Origin of the sequence: Mesorhizobium sp. M0045 (genome assembly GCF_040323385.1) — a bacterium.
Lineage (GTDB): Bacteria > Pseudomonadota > Alphaproteobacteria > Rhizobiales > Rhizobiaceae > Mesorhizobium.
Window position 1 is genome coordinate 63759 of sequence record NZ_JAMYUY010000001.1, and the last position, 16531, is coordinate 80289.

A 16531-nucleotide genomic window follows, 5' to 3' on the forward strand; every position below is an offset into this window, starting at 1 on the left:
GATCCACCTTCTCCCACAAGGGGATGAAGGAACAAGCGCCCTCTGTCACGCAAGTATCATGTTCGCGTCCTAGACCTTTTTCGGAAAGCGCTGGCGGCATGTCGATGCGACGCCCGCTTCGGCTGTTTTGTCACAAAGAGGATTTCCATGAAAAACCTGCACCGAAACGCGTCCGTCGCGGTCGCGCTGGCGATGTTCACCGCCTTGACTCCGGCCTTGGCTGAAAACGCAGCGACCGTCGGCGGCGTCAGCTTCGTCAACAAGGGCCTGGTCGGTGTCGGTCGCATCCCGGCCAGCCAAAGGGACAAGTTCGGCGAGACGTTTGGCTCCGGCTCGGGCATGGCGATCGACGCTGCCGGCTGGACGCATGGCGCCGATGGCTATAAGGGCTCGCTGTGGCTGCTGCCGGATCGTGGCTACAATGTCGTCGGCACCACCGATTACCGTCCGCGCATCAACACGATTGCCATCGAATTCGCCCCGATCGCACCGGGTGCGGCACCAGCCGCCGGCCAGGAACAGTCCGGCCTCAAGGCAACCCTTGCCGACACCATGCTTTTGACCGACGACAAGGGCGCCGACGCAACCGGCCTCGATCCGCTCAACGGCGTGCGCGCCGCGACCGACGACATGCCGATCCTGCCCGAAGCCAACGGCAAGCTCGCGCTCGATAACGAGGCGATCGTGCGGCTGCCCGACGGCACCATGTTCATCTCGGACGAATATGGTCCGAACATCTACCACTTCTCCGCCGATGGGCGTCTGATGTCGGCAACGCAGTCGCCGGCGGCGCTTGTCCCGATGCGTCATGGAACGCCGAACTTCGCGTCCAACAATCCGGGACCGGGCGCGGCAGACCCAGATCCGACGGATCCCGAAACCGGCCGTCAGAACAACCAGGGCCTCGAAGGCATGGCACTGACGCCGGACGGGAAGTTCCTGATCGCTGTGCTGCAATCGGCCCCCAGACAGGATGGCGGCGATTCCGCTTCGACGCGCCAGAACACGCGCGCGCTGGTCTACGATGCCTCGGATCCGGCCCAACTCAAGCTTGCGCATGAATATGTCGTGCCGCTGCCGGTGTTCACCGATGCCAAGGGCAAGACCAAGATTGCCGCGCAGAGCGAAATCGTGGCTCTGTCGGACAAGACCTTCCTGATGCTGGCGCGCGACAGCGGCAACGGCCAGGGGGTGAAGGGCGACACCTCGCTCTTTCGCGAGATCAGCGTCGTCGATGTGTCGGCGGCAACCGACATCGCCGGCACCGAGTTCGACAAGGACAAGCCGGTTGCGCCCAAAGGTGAGCTCGATCCCTCGGTGACGCCGGCCAAGCTGACGCCGTTCATCGACATCAACGACAAGACCGAGCTCGGCCGCTTCGGGCTGCACAATGGCGCGCCCAATGACCGCAACAACCTTTCGGAGAAGTGGGAGGCGATGTCGGTGGTGAGCGTCCTCGATCCAACACGGCCCGACGACTATTTCCTGTTCGTCGCCAACGACAATGACTTTCTCACCCAGGACGGCTTCCAGGTCGGCGCGGCCTACAAGGCCGAAGATGGCGCCGATGTCGACACGATGTTCCTAGTCTATCAGGTCACGCTTCCAGGCCTCGCCGGGAAGTAGCGACACCCCCAGGCAGGCGGACGCGCCGAACGCGTCCGCCTGCCTGGCACGATCGAACGGTCGGGCCCTTCAGTTGCGGCTCGCCGGCACAAGGATTGTGTTCTAGTGGGTTTGCAAAACCTAAGACTGATGATCCGTCGAAGGCACTTACCTCAACATCTCCGCGTCCTTTGGCACGCCCGCATCGATCGGCTCGGCCGTCCTGTCCGACACGGCGGCGATCTTCCCGGCGGCCGACAGATTCGGGCGCACGAAGACCGGCGCGACGCCGTCGACGCGGCTGTAGAGGTCGATAATGTCCTGATTCATGAAGCGCACACAGCCGGAGGAAGCGTTCTTCCCGATGGAATCCCACTCCGGCGTGCCGTGCAGCCGGTCCATCGTGTCCTTGCCGTCGCGGAAGAGATATAGCGCGCGTGCGCCCAGCGGGCTGTGCGGGCCGGGCGGCATGCCGTCCTTGTATTTCGCCAGTTCCGGCCGGCGCTGGATCATCTCCGGCGGCGGCGTCCAGACCGGCCACTTCTTCCTCGCCTGAACCACGGCGCTGCCGGTCCATCCGAAACCGGCCTTGCCGAGGCTGACGCCATAGCGAATTGCCTTGCCGCCGTCGCGCACCAGATAGAGGAAGTGCTCGGAGGTATCGACGACGATCGTGCCGGGTTTTTCTCCGGTCGGATCGGACACGATTTGGCGCACGAATTTCGGATCGACCTTGGCTACCGGGATTGCCGGCAGTTGATAGCCCTCGTCGACGCGCGCCGCATACATACTTGCGGCATCGCCGAAAGCCGGATCGCTTGGCGCCGCGGTCACTGGCGGCGCCGCTACGTCCGTCGTGGTGCACGCCGAAAGAGCCACGGAGGCCGCGCCCAAAGCGGATGCACCAAGAAACGCACGCCGGTTCAGGCGCTCAAAAAACAGCGGAATATCGGACATGAACCCCCGGCTTGCCCATGAGATCTAGGAAAGATGCGGCCCCACGCGTGCAGGATCAATATACGATTCCGGAAGCTTTGAGAACATGATTGGATCAAGGCACGCCAGGCGGAATTCGCAACGCTGCGTCGACCTGTCTCGTTAAATCGGCAATCATTGCGGACCGGACTCAAGATAAGCCTTCGCCGAGTTGCCTGCCATGGACGACAAGATGCCCGCACGCCGGCGGACCAGCGACCTCACCAGTGGACCTATCCCGCGTACATTGCTGCTGTTCGCCCTGCCGGTGCTCGGCTCCAATGTTCTGCAGTCGCTCAACGGCTCAATCAATGCCGTCTGGGTCGGTCGTTTCCTCGGCGAAGCGGCGCTGACCGCCACGTCCAATGCCAACCTCGTGCTGTTTCTCATCCTCGGCGTCGGCATCGGCATGGCGGCGACCATCCTGGTCGCGCAATCGGTCGGCGCCCGCGATCTGCCCGAAGCCCGCCGCATCGTCGGCACCAGTGCCACCTTCTTCTTCCTTGTCTCGGTGGTGTTCGCGGTCTGCGGCTGGATCTGGGTCGATACAATCCTCAATGCGCTCGGCACGCCGGCCGATGCGTTGCCGCTGGCGCGTTCCTATCTGCGTATCATTTTTCTCGCCGTACCGATGATGAACCTGCTGTCCTTCGTCATGACGGTGCTGCGCGGCGCCGGCGATTCGCGCACGCCTTTCCTATTCATGGCGCTGGCCGTCGTGCTCGACGTCATTTTGAACCCGTTGCTTATTCTCGGCATCGGCCCGTTCCCCGAACTCGGCATCGCCGGCTCGGCCACCTCGACGCTGATCGGCCAGACGGTAAGCGTGCTTGCCATCCTGATCGTGCTTTATGCGCGCAAGCACCCGCTGCGGCTGGCCGGCGCCAATCTTGCTCTGCTGCGGCCGGACCCGGCGCTGCTGCGCATTGTCGTCTTCAAGGGCGTGCCGATGGGCCTGCAGATGATCGTCGTCTCGTCCGCGGCGCTGACTGTGATGGGCATGGTCAATGCCTACGGCTCGCAGGTCGCGGCTGCCTACGGCATAGCCGCCCAGCTCTGGACCTATATCCAGATGCCGGCGCTCGCCATCGGCGCCGCGGTCTCGTCCATGGCGGCGCAAAATGTCGGCGCCGGACGCTGGGACCGGATCGGCCGCATCGCCGCGTCCGGCGTCGGCTTCAACCTTGTGCTTACCGGCGTGCTTGTCGCGCTGCTGTTCGTATTCGATCGCGCGGTGCTCAGCCTCTTCCTCAGCAGCGACAGTGCAGCGATCGACATCGCCACTCACATCAACAAGGTCGCATCCTGGTCCTTCATCCTGTTCGGCATCACCATCGTGCTCTTCGCCACTGTGCGTGCCACGGGCGCGGTGATGCCGCCGCTGATCATCCTGGTGATCTCGGTACTTCTGGTGCGCACCAGCTTCGCCTATTTCTTTCGAAGTGCGATCGGTGAGGAAGCGTTGTGGTGGAGCTTTCCGGCCGGCTCGATAACCTCGCTCGTGCTGGCCACGGCCTATTATCGCTTCGGCCGTTGGCGCAGCGTGCACATGATCGAAAGCCGGCCGGCTGCCGGCGAACCGCCGGATACCGGCCTCGGCGTACCGCGCCAGCGCGCGCACCTTTCGCCCGAGACACCGACCGGCTGAAAGATCGGTTCAGTGCGCGTATTTCGCGCCGAACCCGAGCGCCACTAGGGAAAAGATAACGATCATGCCGGCAAAGGCCCCGCTTGCCACGGTCGCGCTTGTCATGGTCGACAGGACGCCGATGCCGATCACCGGCAGCGCGTTGCCGCAAAAACAGCAGATGAAGAAGGCCGAGACGACTTCGGCGCGCCGGTCCGCCGGCGCGATCTCGTTCACCACTTGCAAGCCGCCGCGATAACCGAGCGCTGCCGCCACGCCGCACAAGGCGGTCCCGGCAATCATTGTGGCCATCGATGCGAAGACCTGCGCCGCAACAATCAGCGCGACGGTTGGAATCATCAGCGCAAGCGCCGCGAACATCGCGGCCCGGCTCGAAAGACGCGTCGTCGCCACAATGGTGGCGGCCGCCACGATCGACAATTCAAAGAACAGAGCGCCGGCTACCGCATGGTTGGCTACCTGCAGTTGCTGCGCCAGGATGCTCGGCGCGAGTGCCGCATAAAAGCCGACGAGCGCCATCGCGCCAAAGCCTGTCACCGCCGGCGCAACGAAACTTGCGCGGATGGCATCGGGCACGGAAAGGCGCGGCCGCATCGAAACGTCAGCCAGTTTCCCCGGCCGCGAAACGGTTTCCTGCGTGCGCCAGACCAGCAGGGTTACAGTCGCGAGCATCGCCAGGTAGACGACGAATGTCAGCCTGAGCGGCCAAGGCACGTATTCGGCGAGCAACCCGGCCCCCAGCGCACCAAGGCCGAGACCGAGGAAATTGGTGCTGGTGGCAATCGTCGCCGCCTGTGACTTGTCGTCGGTCGGGAGCAATTCGGCGAGCCAGGCGGTGCCGGTACCCGCGCCGACGCCGATTCCCAATCCGCTCAGAATTCGGGCGACGTCGAGCCAGGCGACATTTTCGGCGAACAGGAAAACCACCGCGCTAACGACGGCCACCGCCATTCCGGCCAACGCCATCGGACGGCGCCCGATGACATCTGACACACGCCCCAACATCAGCAGCGCCGCCAGATTGCCGATGACATAGACGGCGTAGACCAGCGTCAAAGTGATCTGCGAGAAGCCGAAGACCTGCTTGTAGATGATGTAAAGCGGCGTCAGCGCCGTGCTGCCGGCGAAAAGAGCCGCGATCATGGCGGCCACGGCGGCCGTTGCAGCGCGCCCGCCGAGTTCGTAATCGCGCGTCATGACTTGAGCGTGAGCAGTCATTTTTCGGACCTTTTTGCTGTTCGGGATCTGACACCTAACGCCTTTTTTTCGTCAGCCGTTCCCCCTCTCCGACTTGCTCCTGACAATTTTGGCAGCTTTGCGATGGCGCTGAGCGAGATCCTCTTTTAACTTCAGCGGATTGTCAGGGGAGATTGATGGGCAAGGGACGAGTCGAGGCATTCACCGATGGCGTGGTCGCCATCATCATCACCATCATGGTGCTGGAATTGAAGGTGCCGCATGGCGAGGATTTTTCCGCGCTGGCGCCACTCTGGCCGGTATTCCTCAGCTATGTGCTGTCCTTCATCAATGTCGGCATCTACTGGAACAATTTGCACAACATGTTCCATACCGTGCAGCGGGTCGACGGCCGCGTGCTGTGGGCGAACCTCAACCTGCTGTTCTGGCTATCGCTGATGCCGGCGACGACAGCCTTCATGGGTGAGAACCATTTCGCGCCGGTGCCGGTCGCCGTTTATGGCGTCGACCTGGCGCTCTGCGCCATCGGCTTCAACATCCTCACCATAGCCCTGCATCGGCTGCACGGCAGCGAAACCCTCTTCGCCAGGGCGTTGGGCAATGACCTCAAGGGAAAAATCTCGCTGGCCCTCTATATCGCCGCCGTCGCGCTGACCTTCGTCAATCACTGGATCGGTGTCTCGATCTATGTCCTGGTGGCGATGGTCTGGTTAGTGCCGGACAGGCGCTTCGAGCGGCTAATCGAGAAATAGGCAGACCATGATCCCGAACCGAAGGACCGCGTCAGCGAAAAGTTGGATGCCGGTTTTCGGACAAGATCATGAGAAGATAGAGCCCATACCGAATTTTATCGAATGGAACGGGCTCTAGCCCCGCATTTCTTTGAGCTTTTCCGCTACCGAAGCGGCAAGGTCGGCGTAGCGCTCCTCCAGCCGCTCGGCGGCTTTGATCACTGAAAAATCATGGCCGAATTTTTCCAGCGCCATGCGCAGCTTTTCGACGAATTCAGCCTGTTTTTCGAGCGCCGAAAACAGCGTTTTCACTTGCGCTTCGCTGATGTCGGGGTTGGCAAGCATTTGCGGCACTTCGCGGCTCATCTGGTCGCCGGTTGCGGTCTGTTCTTTCAGGATCTCGATCCAGTCGGTCAATCGTCAGTCTCCTTTTTCAATATCAGCATGCGCAGCGCCCGCCGACGCGGTCAACCCGAAGATGTCGCACCGGCTTGCGCGAGCCTCTTTCCGCGCTAAGTTCGCCGCGGCCAGAACAGGAGAAAATCATGACCACCGACGCCGAGATCCAGACCGCCCTGCCCGCACTTGCCTCCGGTAATGTCGCCGTCATCACCGGCGCGGCCAGCGGCATCGGCCTCGCCGCGGCAAAACGGCTGGCGGCGATGGGCATGAAGATCGTGCTGGCCGATATCGGCGCCGCACGCCTCGATGAGGCGCGACATGCCGTCGCTACCTTCGCCGGCGAGAGCGCCGTGCTTGCCGTCGCCACTGACGTCTCGAAAGCCGACGACCTCGAACGGCTGGCCGAAAGGACATTCGACACCTTCGGCGACGTCTCGCTTCTGATGAACAATGCCGGCGTCGGCAACAACCCCGGCAAGCCGTGGGAGAACCGTGACGCCTGGAAGCGACTGCTGGACATCAATTTCTGGGGTGTCGTCCATGGCGTCGAGGCCTTCGCGCCGCGCATGCTGGCGGCGGGAAAGCCCGGCCTGATCGTCAACACCGGCTCCAAGCAAGGCATTACCACGCCGCCCGGCAACCTCGCCTACAACGTCTCCAAGGCTGGCGTGAAGACCTATACCGAGGGCCTTGCACACGCGCTGCGCAACGAGCCCGGCGCCAATGTCGCGGCGCATCTGCTCATTCCCGGGTTCACTTTTACCGGCCTGACCGAAGGCGCCACCGAAAAGCCGGCCGGCGCCTGGACCGGCGAGCAGGTTATCGACTTCATGCTGGCCTCGCTGCTGCGTGGCGACTTCTACATCCTGTGTCCCGATAACGAGGCGACCCGGTCCATGGACGAAAAACGCATGGCCTGGGCGATTGGCGACATCATCGAGAACCGCCCTGCCCTGTCGCGCTGGCACCCGGACTACAAGGAAGCCTTTTCGGCATTCATGGAATGATCCCGCGACCGTCCGCGCAGGAACCCGGACAACAAGCTCGCTCACGCCGCCGCATGCTTCTTCGCGTTGCGCTTTTTAGCCACCGCCTTGGCTGCGGCCATGTCGGCGATCTGTTCGTCGTGCCGCTTCGCCGCGCGTTCACATTTGGCGCGGATTTCTTCGAGCTCGGATTCGGTCAGGTGCTCGATGCCGATAAAGGTATTCTTGGCTTTGCTGACGCGGATCAGCTCGTCAAGCTTGGCCTGGATCGCCGCGCTGTCGCGGTTCTGGGTGTTCTGGATGAGAAACACCATCAGGAAGGTGACGATCGTGGTGCCGGTATTGATGACGAGTTGCCAGGTATCGGAAAAGCCGAAGACCGGACCGCTTACCGCCCAGACCACAATGATCAGGAAACAGACGGCAAACGTCGGCGGCAGACCGGCAAGATGGGCGATATAGTTGGCGATCCTGGTGAACAGCTTTTCGATCATGGCAGGGAGAAACAATCGGCAACTGCTTCGAGTTCCCTGCGAGGAGGAATTCACGGTCAAACCGTGCACACGCCGCGCTCGCAACGATCAGGTAGCGTCGTTTTCCCAGCGGTCGAGGAAAGCCTCGATGGGCAAGGCCTGCATGTCGGGGACTGCCCTGGCCAGTTTCTCGACCGGCCAGTCCCACCAGGCAAGACGTTCGATCCGGGCCGCAGTTCCCGCGCTGAAGCGCTGCCGCAATGGCCTGGCCGGAACGCCGGCGACAATTGCATAGGCCGGCACGTCTCGCGTCACTACCGCGTTGGCACCGACGATCGCGCCGTTGCCGATCACTATGCCAGGCATGATCACGGCGCCATGGCCAATCCAGACATCATGGCCGATGCTGACGGGTCTCGCCCGCCGCCGGTCGCGGAATGCCTGATCGACACCCAGCCAGCGGAAGTACTCGTTGGGCCGATAGCTGATTTTGTGCTGCGTCAGCCGCTCGACCGGATGCTCCAGCGCATTGATGCGGCTGTTGGCGGCAATCGAGCAGAATTTGCCGATCGTCGTATAGATCGCCTCGGCATGCCGCTCGAAGTAGGAAAAGTCGCCGACCATCACATCGCGCAGGATGACTCGCTCGCCGATCGATGCGCAGCGTCCAAGCTTGCAGGCCTTCAGTTCCGCCGTCGGATGGATGCGCGGCTCGGGATCTTTCAGGACAAGGTGTTCGGGACGGTCCATGCGGGCGCTTTACGCCCGCGCGCATAGTCTCGCAAGCCGAGTGCAGCGCCGCGCATCCGTTTGGACGCGCCAAGGACCTAGAGCACCTTCAGTCTCTATTTCGGCTTGCCGCTGGTCCACACCACATTCTGGCCGTAGAGCGGCACGGTGGTGACCGACATTTTTGCCGAGCCATCCTGCACCTGGCGCGAATGCGAGAGGTAGATCAGCGTCTCGTTGGCCTTGTCGTAGATGCGGTTCACCACCTGCTTTTTCCAGATCAGGCTGATGCCTTGCTTGAACACCTCCTCGCCGGCCTCGCTCATGTCGATGTCGCCAATGGTGATCGGCCCGGTCTGGCGGCAGGAGATCGAGGAATCGGACGGGTCCTCGAACCAGTTGCCTTTCTGCAGGCGGTCAATCATGCCACGGTCGAAATAGGAGACGTGGCAAGTCACTCCCTCGACCTTCGGATCCTTGATCGCCTCGACGATGATGTCGTTGCCGAGCCAATCGACACCGACCTTGCCGACTTCCTCGGCGGCGGCGGCGCCAGCGCCAATGACAAGGCATGCGGCCAACGCGCCGCCAATCAGTTTTCGCAAAGAGGCCTCCTGCGGTTCGAATTTTGCCGACCTCAGGTGGGACGAACGGCCGCGCTTTGCAAGCAGATCTCCTCCCACAGCATTGCCGGTTGCGGCAACGCGACATCTTTGCGTCGGCGCGACCGAACCGCTAAGAGTGTTCGCCAAGCCAGGGCTTCATGGCGCCAATCCGGCGCCCGATGGAAATGACGACGGACTTCACTGATGATGCGTTCAATTCTGGTCGGTATTCTCGTCCTGATGGCCGCTGGCATCGGCTGGCTAACGTTCGACTGGTACCGCGGACATTATGGCGGCGAGCCGTTCGGAGCTCCGTTCACGCTGGTCGACCAGAAGGGCGCACCGGTCACCGAAGCCGCCTTTCGCGGCCACCCCAGCGTCGTCTTTTTCGGCTTCACGCATTGTCCGGAAGTCTGCCCGACCACGCTTTTCGAGTTGGCCGGCTGGCTGAAGACGATGGGCGACGACGGCAAGAACCTGCGCGCCTATTTCGTTACGGTCGACCCGGAGCGCGATACGCCCGAAATCATGAACGCCTATATCAGCAATTTCTCCGATCGCATCCTCGGCATCACCGGCGATCCGGACAAGGTCCACGCCATGGCCAAGTCCTTCGGCATCTACTGGAAGAAAGTCGAAACGAACGACGGCGACTACACGATGGACCACACCGCTTCGGTGCTGCTGCTCAATGCCAAGGGCGATTTCGCCGGCACCATTGCCTATGGCGAAAGCCCGGACGCCGCCATCGCCAAGCTCAAGCGGCTGGCGGCGGAAGGTTGACGTATCAAGAAATGACGCAGACGCGTTTGTATTTCACCGCGGGCAAGATCGAGGCTGATCGCATCTTCGCGGCGCTCGGTGCGGCGTTCGACGATGAGGGCCTGCCGGTTGCGGTGCTCGAGGTCGACGAGGACCGCGATATCCACGAAGTATCGCTCTATGCCGACGACGACGTCGATGCGGTCGAGGCCCGGCTTAGGGACATCCTGGCCGGACTGTCGCTGTCGAAACCGATAGAACGAGAAGCGCTGCCCGACATCGACTGGGTGGCGCGCTCGCTGGAGGGATTGAAGCCGGTACGGGCCGGGCGCTTCTTCGTCCATGGCGCGCATGACCGCAGGAAGCGCCACAGCGGCGAACTCGCCATCGAGATCGAGGCCGGCCTTGCCTTCGGCACCGGCCATCACGGCACCACCGCCGGCTGCCTCGAAATGCTGGAGCAGGTCATACAGCGCGAGCATCCGCGCAACGCGCTCGACCTTGGCACTGGCAGCGCGGTGCTCGCCATCGCGGTGGCCAAGCTCGCGCATGTTCCGGTGCTGGCAACGGACATCGACCCGGTCGCCGTCAAGGTGGCCGCTGCCAATGCGCGGCTGAACCAGGTCAAGGGGCTCATTGAAACGGTAGCGGCGCCCGGTTTTCATCATCCGATCTTTGCCGCGCGTGCGCCCTTCGACCTGATCGTCGCAAACATATTGGCGCGGCCGCTGATGCGTCTGGCACCGCAAATGGCCGGGCATATCGCGCTCGGTGGCTCGATTGTTTTGTCGGGCATCCTCGAGCGCCAGCGCGATGCGGTAATCGCGGCCTATGTCGGCCAGAAATTCCGGCACGTCCGCACCTTGCATCGCGAGGGCTGGGTGACGATTCACCTCAAGCGCTGAGGCGCGACGCTTTCAACGCAAGCCGGAATCCGCTCGGACCTAGCGCGAGTTCGCCGCTTTCTTCAGCTGTTCGCGATCGTAGCCGTGAGCTTTCAGCGTTTCGTCATCAAAGCCAAGCAGAACGCCGCTCACATACCGGCTCGCTTCGCGCTGGCGAGCTTCGATCAGCGCTTTCACAGCGTTTCTGAAAAATCCGCGTCTGGCTGAAATCGTGGACATGACGGTCTCCTTTGCAGGGCAACAGGACTTTTCCTCCACGTTAAGAAGGTAAGCTCTGCTGACGCTTTTTGAAATCGCCGATTCTGCATGGCATCCATGCACAAAAAGACACTGCGGCGACCAGGGATGATCGTTCCGAAAATCGATTCCGATTTTCGAAGTCATGCGCTACGGTCGCGCCATCATTCGAGGAGAGCCGACATGTTCCAGTCCTTCGATTCCGCCGGCGATCCGGCCGTTGGCAAGCCGCGCGTGGCAATGCTGCGCCAATGGTTGGCGTCGAACGGGCTGGATGGCTTCATCGTGCCCCGTGCCGACGAGCACCAGGGCGAATATGTCGCCGACCGCTCGGCACGGCTGAAATGGCTGACCGGCTTCAGCGGCTCGGCCGGTGTCGCCATTGTACTTGCCGAGCGCGCCGTCATGTTTGTCGACGGGCGCTACACGCTGCAGGTGCGCCAGGAGGTCGATCTCGACATCTTTTCGATCGAGAGCCTTGTCGACAACCCGCCGGCCAACTGGATCAAGGACAATCTCGGCAAGGGCGTGCGATTGGGCTTCGATCCGTGGCTGCATACGATCAGCGACGTCAAGGCGCTGAAAGCCTCGGCCGAGAAATCCGGCGCGACACTGGTGCCGCTCGAAGAGAATCCGATCGACGCGATCTGGCAGGACCAGCCTGGACCGCCACTGGCGCCGGTCGAGATCCACCCGATCGGCTTTGCCGGCGAACTGGCTAAGGACAAGCTGGTGCGGCTGGCAGCGGCCATCGAGAAGGATGGCGCCACCCATGCCGTGCTGACCGACCCCTCCTCGATTGCCTGGGCCTTCGACATCCGTGGCGGTGACGTACCGCACACACCGCTGGCGCTCGGCTTTGCCGTGCTGGCCGCCGACGGCTCGCATCTGCTCTTCATGGACCAGCGCAAGTTTTCGCGCACCGTTGCGGCCTACCTGACGCAGCTCGCCGAATTGCACGAACCAGGTGAATTCGAATCGGCAATCGTCACCCGGGCCAAGGGCGGCGCAAAAATCGCGCTGGACCCGGTTCTCGCGGCGGACAAGCTCAGAATGCTGGTCGAGGATAATGGCGGCACCGTCATTGCCACGGCCGATCCGGCCCGCATTCCACGCGCAACAAAGAACAAAGCTGAGATCGCCGGCGCCCGCGCCGCACATCGCCGCGACGGCGCGGCGGTCGCCAAGCTGCTGTGCTGGCTCGACCGCCAGAAGCCCGGCACGCTCGACGAAATCGCCGTTGTCACCAGGCTTGAGGAGACGCGCCGTCAGACCGGCGAAGAAACGCAGATGCCGCTGCGCGACGTATCGTTCGATACCATCTCCGGCGCCGGCCCTAACGGCGCCATCATGCACTACCGGGTCTCCCGCGCCACCAATCGCAAGCTGGGGGATGGCGAGCTGTTCCTGCTCGATTCCGGCGGGCAGTACCAGGACGGCACCACCGACATCACCCGCACGGTGCCGGTCGGCGCGCCGACCGAAGAGATGCGCGAACGCTTCACGCTGGTGCTGAAAGGCATGATCGGCATCTCCATGCTGCGCTTTCCCCCGGGCACGCGCGGCTCCGAAATCGATGCGGTGGCGCGCCTGGCGCTATGGAGACACGGCTGCGATTTCGCCCATGGTACCGGGCACGGTGTCGGGTCCTATCTTGCCGTGCATGAGGGCCCGCAACGTATCGCCAAGACCGGCACCGAAAAGCTGCTAGCCGGCATGATCCTCTCCAACGAGCCCGGCTATTACAAGGAAGGTTCCTACGGCATCCGCATCGAGAACTTGATTCTGGTGACACCGGCGGAGGCAATCGAGGGCGGCGACATCGCTATGCACGGCTTCGAGACACTGACGCTGGCGCCGATCGACAAGCGGCTGGTCCGATCGGACCTTTTAACCCGCGACGAGTTGCATTGGCTTGACGAATACCATGCGCGCGTACTGGCCGAGATTGGACCGATGCTCGACGGCGAAACGCTGGCCTGGCTGGAAAAAGCAACCGCCCCTCTGCCGCACGACTTCAAGCAATAGCCGCGGCCGCAACACCGAGTGACAGACTTTGCTCCGCAAGCAGTCCCTGCAAAGCCGTGACGTTGGGAGAATCGGCTCCCTTGCGCCAAAACAACACCGTGACGGCGTTGTCTTCGTCAGCGGGCAGTTCGTGCAGCTTTAGCCAGCGGCTCTCTGGGAAACCCGAAAGCACACTTTTCGGCATCAGCGCTATGCCCATGCCAGCCACCACGCAACCAAGGATGGCATGGTATGAACCAAGCTCGATGGTTTTCTCGGCCATGAACCCTCTTCGCGCATACCATTGTTCCAGCCGCCGGCGGTGCGGGCAGCCGTGCTCGAAGGCTATCATGGTTTTGGGCATGTTCTGGCGGTCGTCGATCGAAACGCGCGATGCCGCCGAGACAATGACCAGTTGCTCGTGAAATGCGGGCAGCTTTTCGAACGGAGCGTCGGCGATCGGCTCGGCGGCGAACGCTGCATCGAGGTCGCCGGCAAGCATGGCGGTCGCGAGAACCTGCGGATTGCCGGTGCGCAACTGGATTTCCACGTCGGGATAACGTGCGTGATATTCGGCGAGCAGACTTGGAAGCCGTGCCGCGGCGGTGCTCTCCATGGCACCTAGGCGAAGCGTGCCGCGCGGGCGTGGATCGAGCATCGCCGTTCGCGCCTCCTCTGCAAGCGCCAGTAACCGATCCGCATACCCGACCAATTTGTGACCGGCGGGCGATACGTGCAGGCGCTTGCCCTCCCGGATAAACAGCTGCACGCCGAGATCCTCTTCGAGCTGCCGGATGCGTGTGGTCACGTTCGATTGCACGCGAAACAGTTTTTCCGCCGCCTTGGTGATTCCGCCCTCGCGCACCACCGTGCGGAAGATGCGCAGATCGGCCAAGTCCATACATCTCTCCTGGAGAACATAACGGTCTTAATTATTCATTTTAGCTGATTATGCCTTTCCCGTAAATCGCCGGTGTAGCTGCCGATCAACACGGCAAACCAGGGAGATGGAAATGTCGCGTGAGCCCTTCGGCATCCAGCCGACCGATCTAAGCGCATTGACGCCGAAGCAGCGCGAAGCGCTCTATAGCGACGCCGTGCGTCGCGCCCACCAGGAGAGATCGGAGGCTATCCGGCTGAGCCTGTCGCGGGTCAGCGCGGCAATAGTCGCTGCGGTAAAGCGCATGTGTGCTCTCGCCGCCAAGGCAAAAGTCGATCAGCCGACGACCTGCCGCGCGAGGATCAGCACGGCAGCACCCGCCAGGAACATCGCCATAAGGCCGCCGCGCAGCGAGACCAGGCCGGCGACGACCAAGGCCCCCCATTCCGCCGGTCCGGCGCTCAGCGCTGCCGGCGCCACAAGCGTGGTCAGCACCGCCGCCGGCACGGCGTTCAGCCCGGCCTCAACACGCGGATGGATATGGTCGAAGCGTGAGATCACCAGATGACCGCCAATGCGTGTCAAATAGGTCGCGATCGAAGCGGCGACGATGATCCACAACGTCGTGCTCATGGCCGTGCCTCCACGCCGCTGTGGCGGGGCGGCAGGATGACGGCGAGCAGCACACCGGCCAGCGCGCCGATGGAGACATGCCAGGGCGAGCCGACCGTCTTGTAGGCAATGATGGAGGCGGCAGCGCTTGCGACGACCACCGGCAGCCACAGCGGCCGTTTGCGGAAGCTCATGACCAGGCCGAGAAAATAGATCGGCAGCAGGAAGTCGATGCCCAGCGCGTGGGTGTCGGGAATAAGTTTGCCGAACACCGCCCCGAGCGCGCTTTCGATGACCCAGAACACGTAGACCGGCAGCCCGAGCCCCATATACCAGGCAAAGCCGACGGTCTCGCCGGCCTCCGCCTTGCGCTCGGCCACCGCGAACTGCGGATCGGTGAGCACGAAATAGCCTATCGCCTGCTGCGCTAGGGGCCAATGCGCGATTCGCCGGCCGATACCGGCCGAATAGAGCACATGGCGAAAATTCACGGCGAAGATCGACAGCACGATCAGCCACGGCGCGACATGCTGCCCGAACAGCTCGATGCCGACCATTTGGCTGGCGCCGCCGAACACCGTTGCGCTCATCAAGAACGCCTCGATCACGGAAAAGCCGTTGTCGACGGCGAGCGCCCCGAACAGCAACGCAAACGGCGCCGACGCCACCACGACAGGCATGCTCAGCCGCACGCCGTCCCAGAAATCGCTTTTCGCACCGTTTTCGGAGATTGCTTCCGCCGACATCGACCGCTCCTTGGGAAGGGCCGTATGTAGAGAGGGCGGTCCGGCTTGTCACACCAATTCGCTTGAGGCAAACGATCAGCGGAAATGATAGCTGAAGCATCGCGGCAAGCTCGCTTCCAGACTTGTGGACAAAATCAGAGGCTTGGTACCTGAGCGCATATTCGTTGGCGACGATCGGTCCTTGCCGAAGCGACGGCCATAGACCAACCTGCTGGGCCGGACAGGTGGTTCCAATGAGCGAATTTTTCATCGATCCAAAATTCGGCCGCCTGGCCTTCGGCGCCGATCCCGGCAGCTATCACGCGACGCGACCTGGGTATCCTGATTGGGTATTCGAAATTCTATGTGAGCGGTGCCGTCTCGCGCATGGCACGGCGACGTTCGAGATTGGCGCAGGTACAGGAACTGCAACGCGCCGCTTACTCGAACTGGGCGCGAGCCCGTTGCTCGCCATTGAGCCGGATTCCCGCCTCGCGACTTTCCTTTGCGAGACTATTCAGGACAAGGCGCTCTCGGTGAGCGTCTCTGCGTTTGAGGATGCCGTCCTTGAGAAGGCCGGTTTTGATCTCGGTGTCAGCGCCACTGCCTTTCATTGGCTGGATGAGGACACGGCGCTGATCAAGGTCGCAGAGCTGCTTCGGCCGGGCGGCTGGTGGGCAATGGTCTGGAATGTATTCGGCGACGACAGTCGCCCCGATCCCTTTCATGATGCGACCAAGGTGCTGCTTGACGGGCCTTCGAGCCCGTCGGCGGGCTCAAATGGTATTCCGTTCGCCCTTGATGCCGAGGCCCGCGTGGCGGCACTGGAGCGAACCGGCGCGTTTGATGCCATCGAACATCGGACAAGTGTCTGGTCGCTCGTCCTCGATCCTGACCAGACGGTCAACCTCTATGCCACTTTTTCCAATATCAACATCCGCAGTGACCGCGAAGCAATCCTGGCGGAGCTGGGTCGCATCGTCCGCGACGAGTTCCAAGGCTCCATAACCCGCAACATGACCACCAGCCTCTACACTGCGCGGCGCAGTTGA

The 16531-nt window shown here is 62.5% G+C and carries 18 protein-coding genes; 8 read left to right on the plus strand and 10 right to left on the minus strand.

Features of this window, described 5'->3' with window-relative positions; all coding sequences use genetic code 11:
* The first annotated feature begins 147 nt into the window (after positions 1-147).
* Positions 148-1626, plus strand: a complete 1479-nt coding sequence (locus tag NKJ72_RS00315; RefSeq protein WP_502901812.1) for an esterase-like activity of phytase family protein — start codon at positions 148-150, stop codon at positions 1624-1626.
* A gap of 147 nt (positions 1627-1773) precedes the next feature.
* On the opposite strand, the gene NKJ72_RS00320 is transcribed toward NKJ72_RS00315, so the two are convergent.
* Entirely contained in the window at positions 1774-2562 is a 789-nt protein-coding gene (locus NKJ72_RS00320; RefSeq protein WP_352475351.1) for a L,D-transpeptidase, read from the minus strand.
* A 199-nt stretch (positions 2563-2761) separates the two neighbouring features.
* Here NKJ72_RS00320 and NKJ72_RS00325 point away from each other — a divergent pair, with 199 nt between their 5' ends.
* Positions 2762-4228 (plus strand): MATE family efflux transporter, encoded by a 1467-nt coding sequence (locus NKJ72_RS00325; RefSeq protein WP_352475352.1) that lies wholly within the window; start codon positions 2762-2764, stop codon positions 4226-4228.
* A gap of 9 nt (positions 4229-4237) precedes the next feature.
* Here the strand turns inward: NKJ72_RS00325 and NKJ72_RS00330 are convergent, their stop codons facing one another.
* Complete coding sequence (locus tag NKJ72_RS00330) at positions 4238-5446, minus strand: MFS transporter (protein WP_352475353.1); 1209 nt, start codon at positions 5444-5446, stop codon at positions 4238-4240.
* A 155-nt stretch (positions 5447-5601) separates the two neighbouring features.
* On the opposite strand from NKJ72_RS00330, the gene NKJ72_RS00335 reads away from it, so the two are divergent.
* The gene (locus NKJ72_RS00335) at positions 5602-6177 is read left to right on the plus strand and encodes a TMEM175 family protein (RefSeq protein ID WP_352475354.1); all 576 of its coding nucleotides are present in this window, start codon (positions 5602-5604) and stop codon (positions 6175-6177) included.
* A 114-nt stretch (positions 6178-6291) separates the two neighbouring features.
* Here NKJ72_RS00335 and NKJ72_RS00340 read toward each other — a convergent pair whose 3' ends face one another.
* Positions 6292-6573 (minus strand): hypothetical protein, encoded by a 282-nt coding sequence (locus tag NKJ72_RS00340; RefSeq protein ID WP_023721174.1) that lies wholly within the window; start codon positions 6571-6573, stop codon positions 6292-6294.
* A 128-nt stretch (positions 6574-6701) separates the two neighbouring features.
* On the opposite strand from NKJ72_RS00340, the gene NKJ72_RS00345 reads away from it, so the two are divergent.
* On the plus strand, positions 6702-7565 hold the full coding sequence (locus NKJ72_RS00345) for an SDR family NAD(P)-dependent oxidoreductase (RefSeq protein WP_352475355.1): 864 nt from the start codon (positions 6702-6704) through the stop codon (positions 7563-7565).
* Positions 7566-7606: 41 nt separating this feature from the next.
* Here NKJ72_RS00345 and NKJ72_RS00350 read toward each other — a convergent pair whose 3' ends face one another.
* From NKJ72_RS00350 to NKJ72_RS00360, 3 genes are all read right to left on the minus strand, one after another.
* A complete protein-coding gene (locus tag NKJ72_RS00350; protein ID WP_254819100.1) occupies positions 7607-8038 on the minus strand; it encodes a low affinity iron permease family protein in 432 nt (143 codons plus the stop codon).
* Between the two features lie 87 nt (positions 8039-8125).
* Positions 8126-8767: a DapH/DapD/GlmU-related protein gene (locus NKJ72_RS00355; RefSeq protein WP_352475356.1), complete on the minus strand. Its 642-nt coding sequence runs from the start codon at positions 8765-8767 to the stop codon at positions 8126-8128.
* Between the two features lie 95 nt (positions 8768-8862).
* Positions 8863-9351, minus strand: coding sequence for a CreA family protein (locus NKJ72_RS00360; RefSeq protein ID WP_254818969.1), 489 nt, complete (start codon positions 9349-9351; stop codon positions 8863-8865).
* Positions 9352-9555: 204 nt separating this feature from the next.
* Between NKJ72_RS00360 and NKJ72_RS00365 the strand changes: the two genes are divergently transcribed.
* Positions 9556-10134 (plus strand): SCO family protein, encoded by a 579-nt coding sequence (locus NKJ72_RS00365; RefSeq protein WP_352475357.1) that lies wholly within the window; start codon positions 9556-9558, stop codon positions 10132-10134.
* A gap of 11 nt (positions 10135-10145) precedes the next feature.
* Positions 10146-11018, plus strand: a complete 873-nt coding sequence (locus tag NKJ72_RS00370) for a 50S ribosomal protein L11 methyltransferase (RefSeq protein WP_352475358.1) — start codon at positions 10146-10148, stop codon at positions 11016-11018.
* Between the two features lie 39 nt (positions 11019-11057).
* On the opposite strand, the gene NKJ72_RS00375 is transcribed toward NKJ72_RS00370, so the two are convergent.
* The gene (locus NKJ72_RS00375; RefSeq protein WP_352475359.1) at positions 11058-11402 is read right to left on the minus strand and encodes a hypothetical protein; all 345 of its coding nucleotides are present in this window, start codon (positions 11400-11402) and stop codon (positions 11058-11060) included.
* 36 nt (positions 11403-11438) lie between these two features.
* On the opposite strand from NKJ72_RS00375, the gene NKJ72_RS00380 reads away from it, so the two are divergent.
* Positions 11439-13283, plus strand: a complete 1845-nt coding sequence (locus NKJ72_RS00380) for an aminopeptidase P family protein (protein ID WP_352475360.1) — start codon at positions 11439-11441, stop codon at positions 13281-13283.
* Here the strand turns inward: NKJ72_RS00380 and NKJ72_RS00385 are convergent.
* The 3 genes from NKJ72_RS00385 to NKJ72_RS00395 form a co-directional block, all read right to left on the minus strand.
* Positions 13273-14157, minus strand: coding sequence for a LysR family transcriptional regulator (locus NKJ72_RS00385; protein ID WP_352475361.1), 885 nt, complete (start codon positions 14155-14157; stop codon positions 13273-13275). The genes NKJ72_RS00380 and NKJ72_RS00385 overlap by 11 nt on opposite strands.
* Before the next feature lie 321 nt (positions 14158-14478).
* Positions 14479-14775, minus strand: coding sequence for an AzlD family protein (locus NKJ72_RS00390; RefSeq protein ID WP_254818975.1), 297 nt, complete (start codon positions 14773-14775; stop codon positions 14479-14481).
* Positions 14772-15500: an AzlC family ABC transporter permease gene (locus NKJ72_RS00395; protein WP_352475362.1), complete on the minus strand. Its 729-nt coding sequence runs from the start codon at positions 15498-15500 to the stop codon at positions 14772-14774. The genes NKJ72_RS00390 and NKJ72_RS00395 overlap by 4 nt, the downstream gene beginning before the upstream one ends.
* 233 nt (positions 15501-15733) lie before the next feature.
* Here NKJ72_RS00395 and NKJ72_RS00400 point away from each other — a divergent pair, with 233 nt between their 5' ends.
* Positions 15734-16531, plus strand: a complete 798-nt coding sequence (locus NKJ72_RS00400; protein ID WP_352475363.1) for a class I SAM-dependent methyltransferase — start codon at positions 15734-15736, stop codon at positions 16529-16531.

What these genes read in the sequence shown, in the direction of transcription:
- NKJ72_RS00315 (WP_502901812.1), top strand. Translation starts at nt 148, where the DNA reads ATGAAAAACCTGCACCGAAACGCGTCCGTCGCGGTCGCGCTGGCGATG.
- NKJ72_RS00320 (WP_352475351.1), bottom strand. Translation starts at nt 2,562, where the DNA reads ATGTCCGATATTCCGCTGTTTTTTGAGCGCCTGAACCGGCGTGCGTTT.
- NKJ72_RS00325 (WP_352475352.1), top strand. Translation starts at nt 2,762, where the DNA reads ATGGACGACAAGATGCCCGCACGCCGGCGGACCAGCGACCTCACCAGT.
- NKJ72_RS00330 (WP_352475353.1), bottom strand. Translation starts at nt 5,446, where the DNA reads ATGACTGCTCACGCTCAAGTCATGACGCGCGATTACGAACTCGGCGGG.
- NKJ72_RS00335 (WP_352475354.1), top strand. Translation starts at nt 5,602, where the DNA reads ATGGGCAAGGGACGAGTCGAGGCATTCACCGATGGCGTGGTCGCCATC.
- NKJ72_RS00345 (WP_352475355.1), top strand. Translation starts at nt 6,702, where the DNA reads ATGACCACCGACGCCGAGATCCAGACCGCCCTGCCCGCACTTGCCTCC.
- NKJ72_RS00350 (WP_254819100.1), bottom strand. Translation starts at nt 8,038, where the DNA reads ATGATCGAAAAGCTGTTCACCAGGATCGCCAACTATATCGCCCATCTT.
- NKJ72_RS00355 (WP_352475356.1), bottom strand. Translation starts at nt 8,767, where the DNA reads ATGGACCGTCCCGAACACCTTGTCCTGAAAGATCCCGAGCCGCGCATC.
- NKJ72_RS00365 (WP_352475357.1), top strand. Translation starts at nt 9,556, where the DNA reads ATGATGCGTTCAATTCTGGTCGGTATTCTCGTCCTGATGGCCGCTGGC.
- NKJ72_RS00370 (WP_352475358.1), top strand. Translation starts at nt 10,146, where the DNA reads ATGACGCAGACGCGTTTGTATTTCACCGCGGGCAAGATCGAGGCTGAT.
- NKJ72_RS00375 (WP_352475359.1), bottom strand. Translation starts at nt 11,402, where the DNA reads ATGACTTCGAAAATCGGAATCGATTTTCGGAACGATCATCCCTGGTCG.
- NKJ72_RS00380 (WP_352475360.1), top strand. Translation starts at nt 11,439, where the DNA reads ATGTTCCAGTCCTTCGATTCCGCCGGCGATCCGGCCGTTGGCAAGCCG.
- NKJ72_RS00390 (WP_254818975.1), bottom strand. Translation starts at nt 14,775, where the DNA reads ATGAGCACGACGTTGTGGATCATCGTCGCCGCTTCGATCGCGACCTAT.
- NKJ72_RS00395 (WP_352475362.1), bottom strand. Translation starts at nt 15,500, where the DNA reads ATGTCGGCGGAAGCAATCTCCGAAAACGGTGCGAAAAGCGATTTCTGG.
- NKJ72_RS00400 (WP_352475363.1), top strand. Translation starts at nt 15,734, where the DNA reads ATGAGCGAATTTTTCATCGATCCAAAATTCGGCCGCCTGGCCTTCGGC.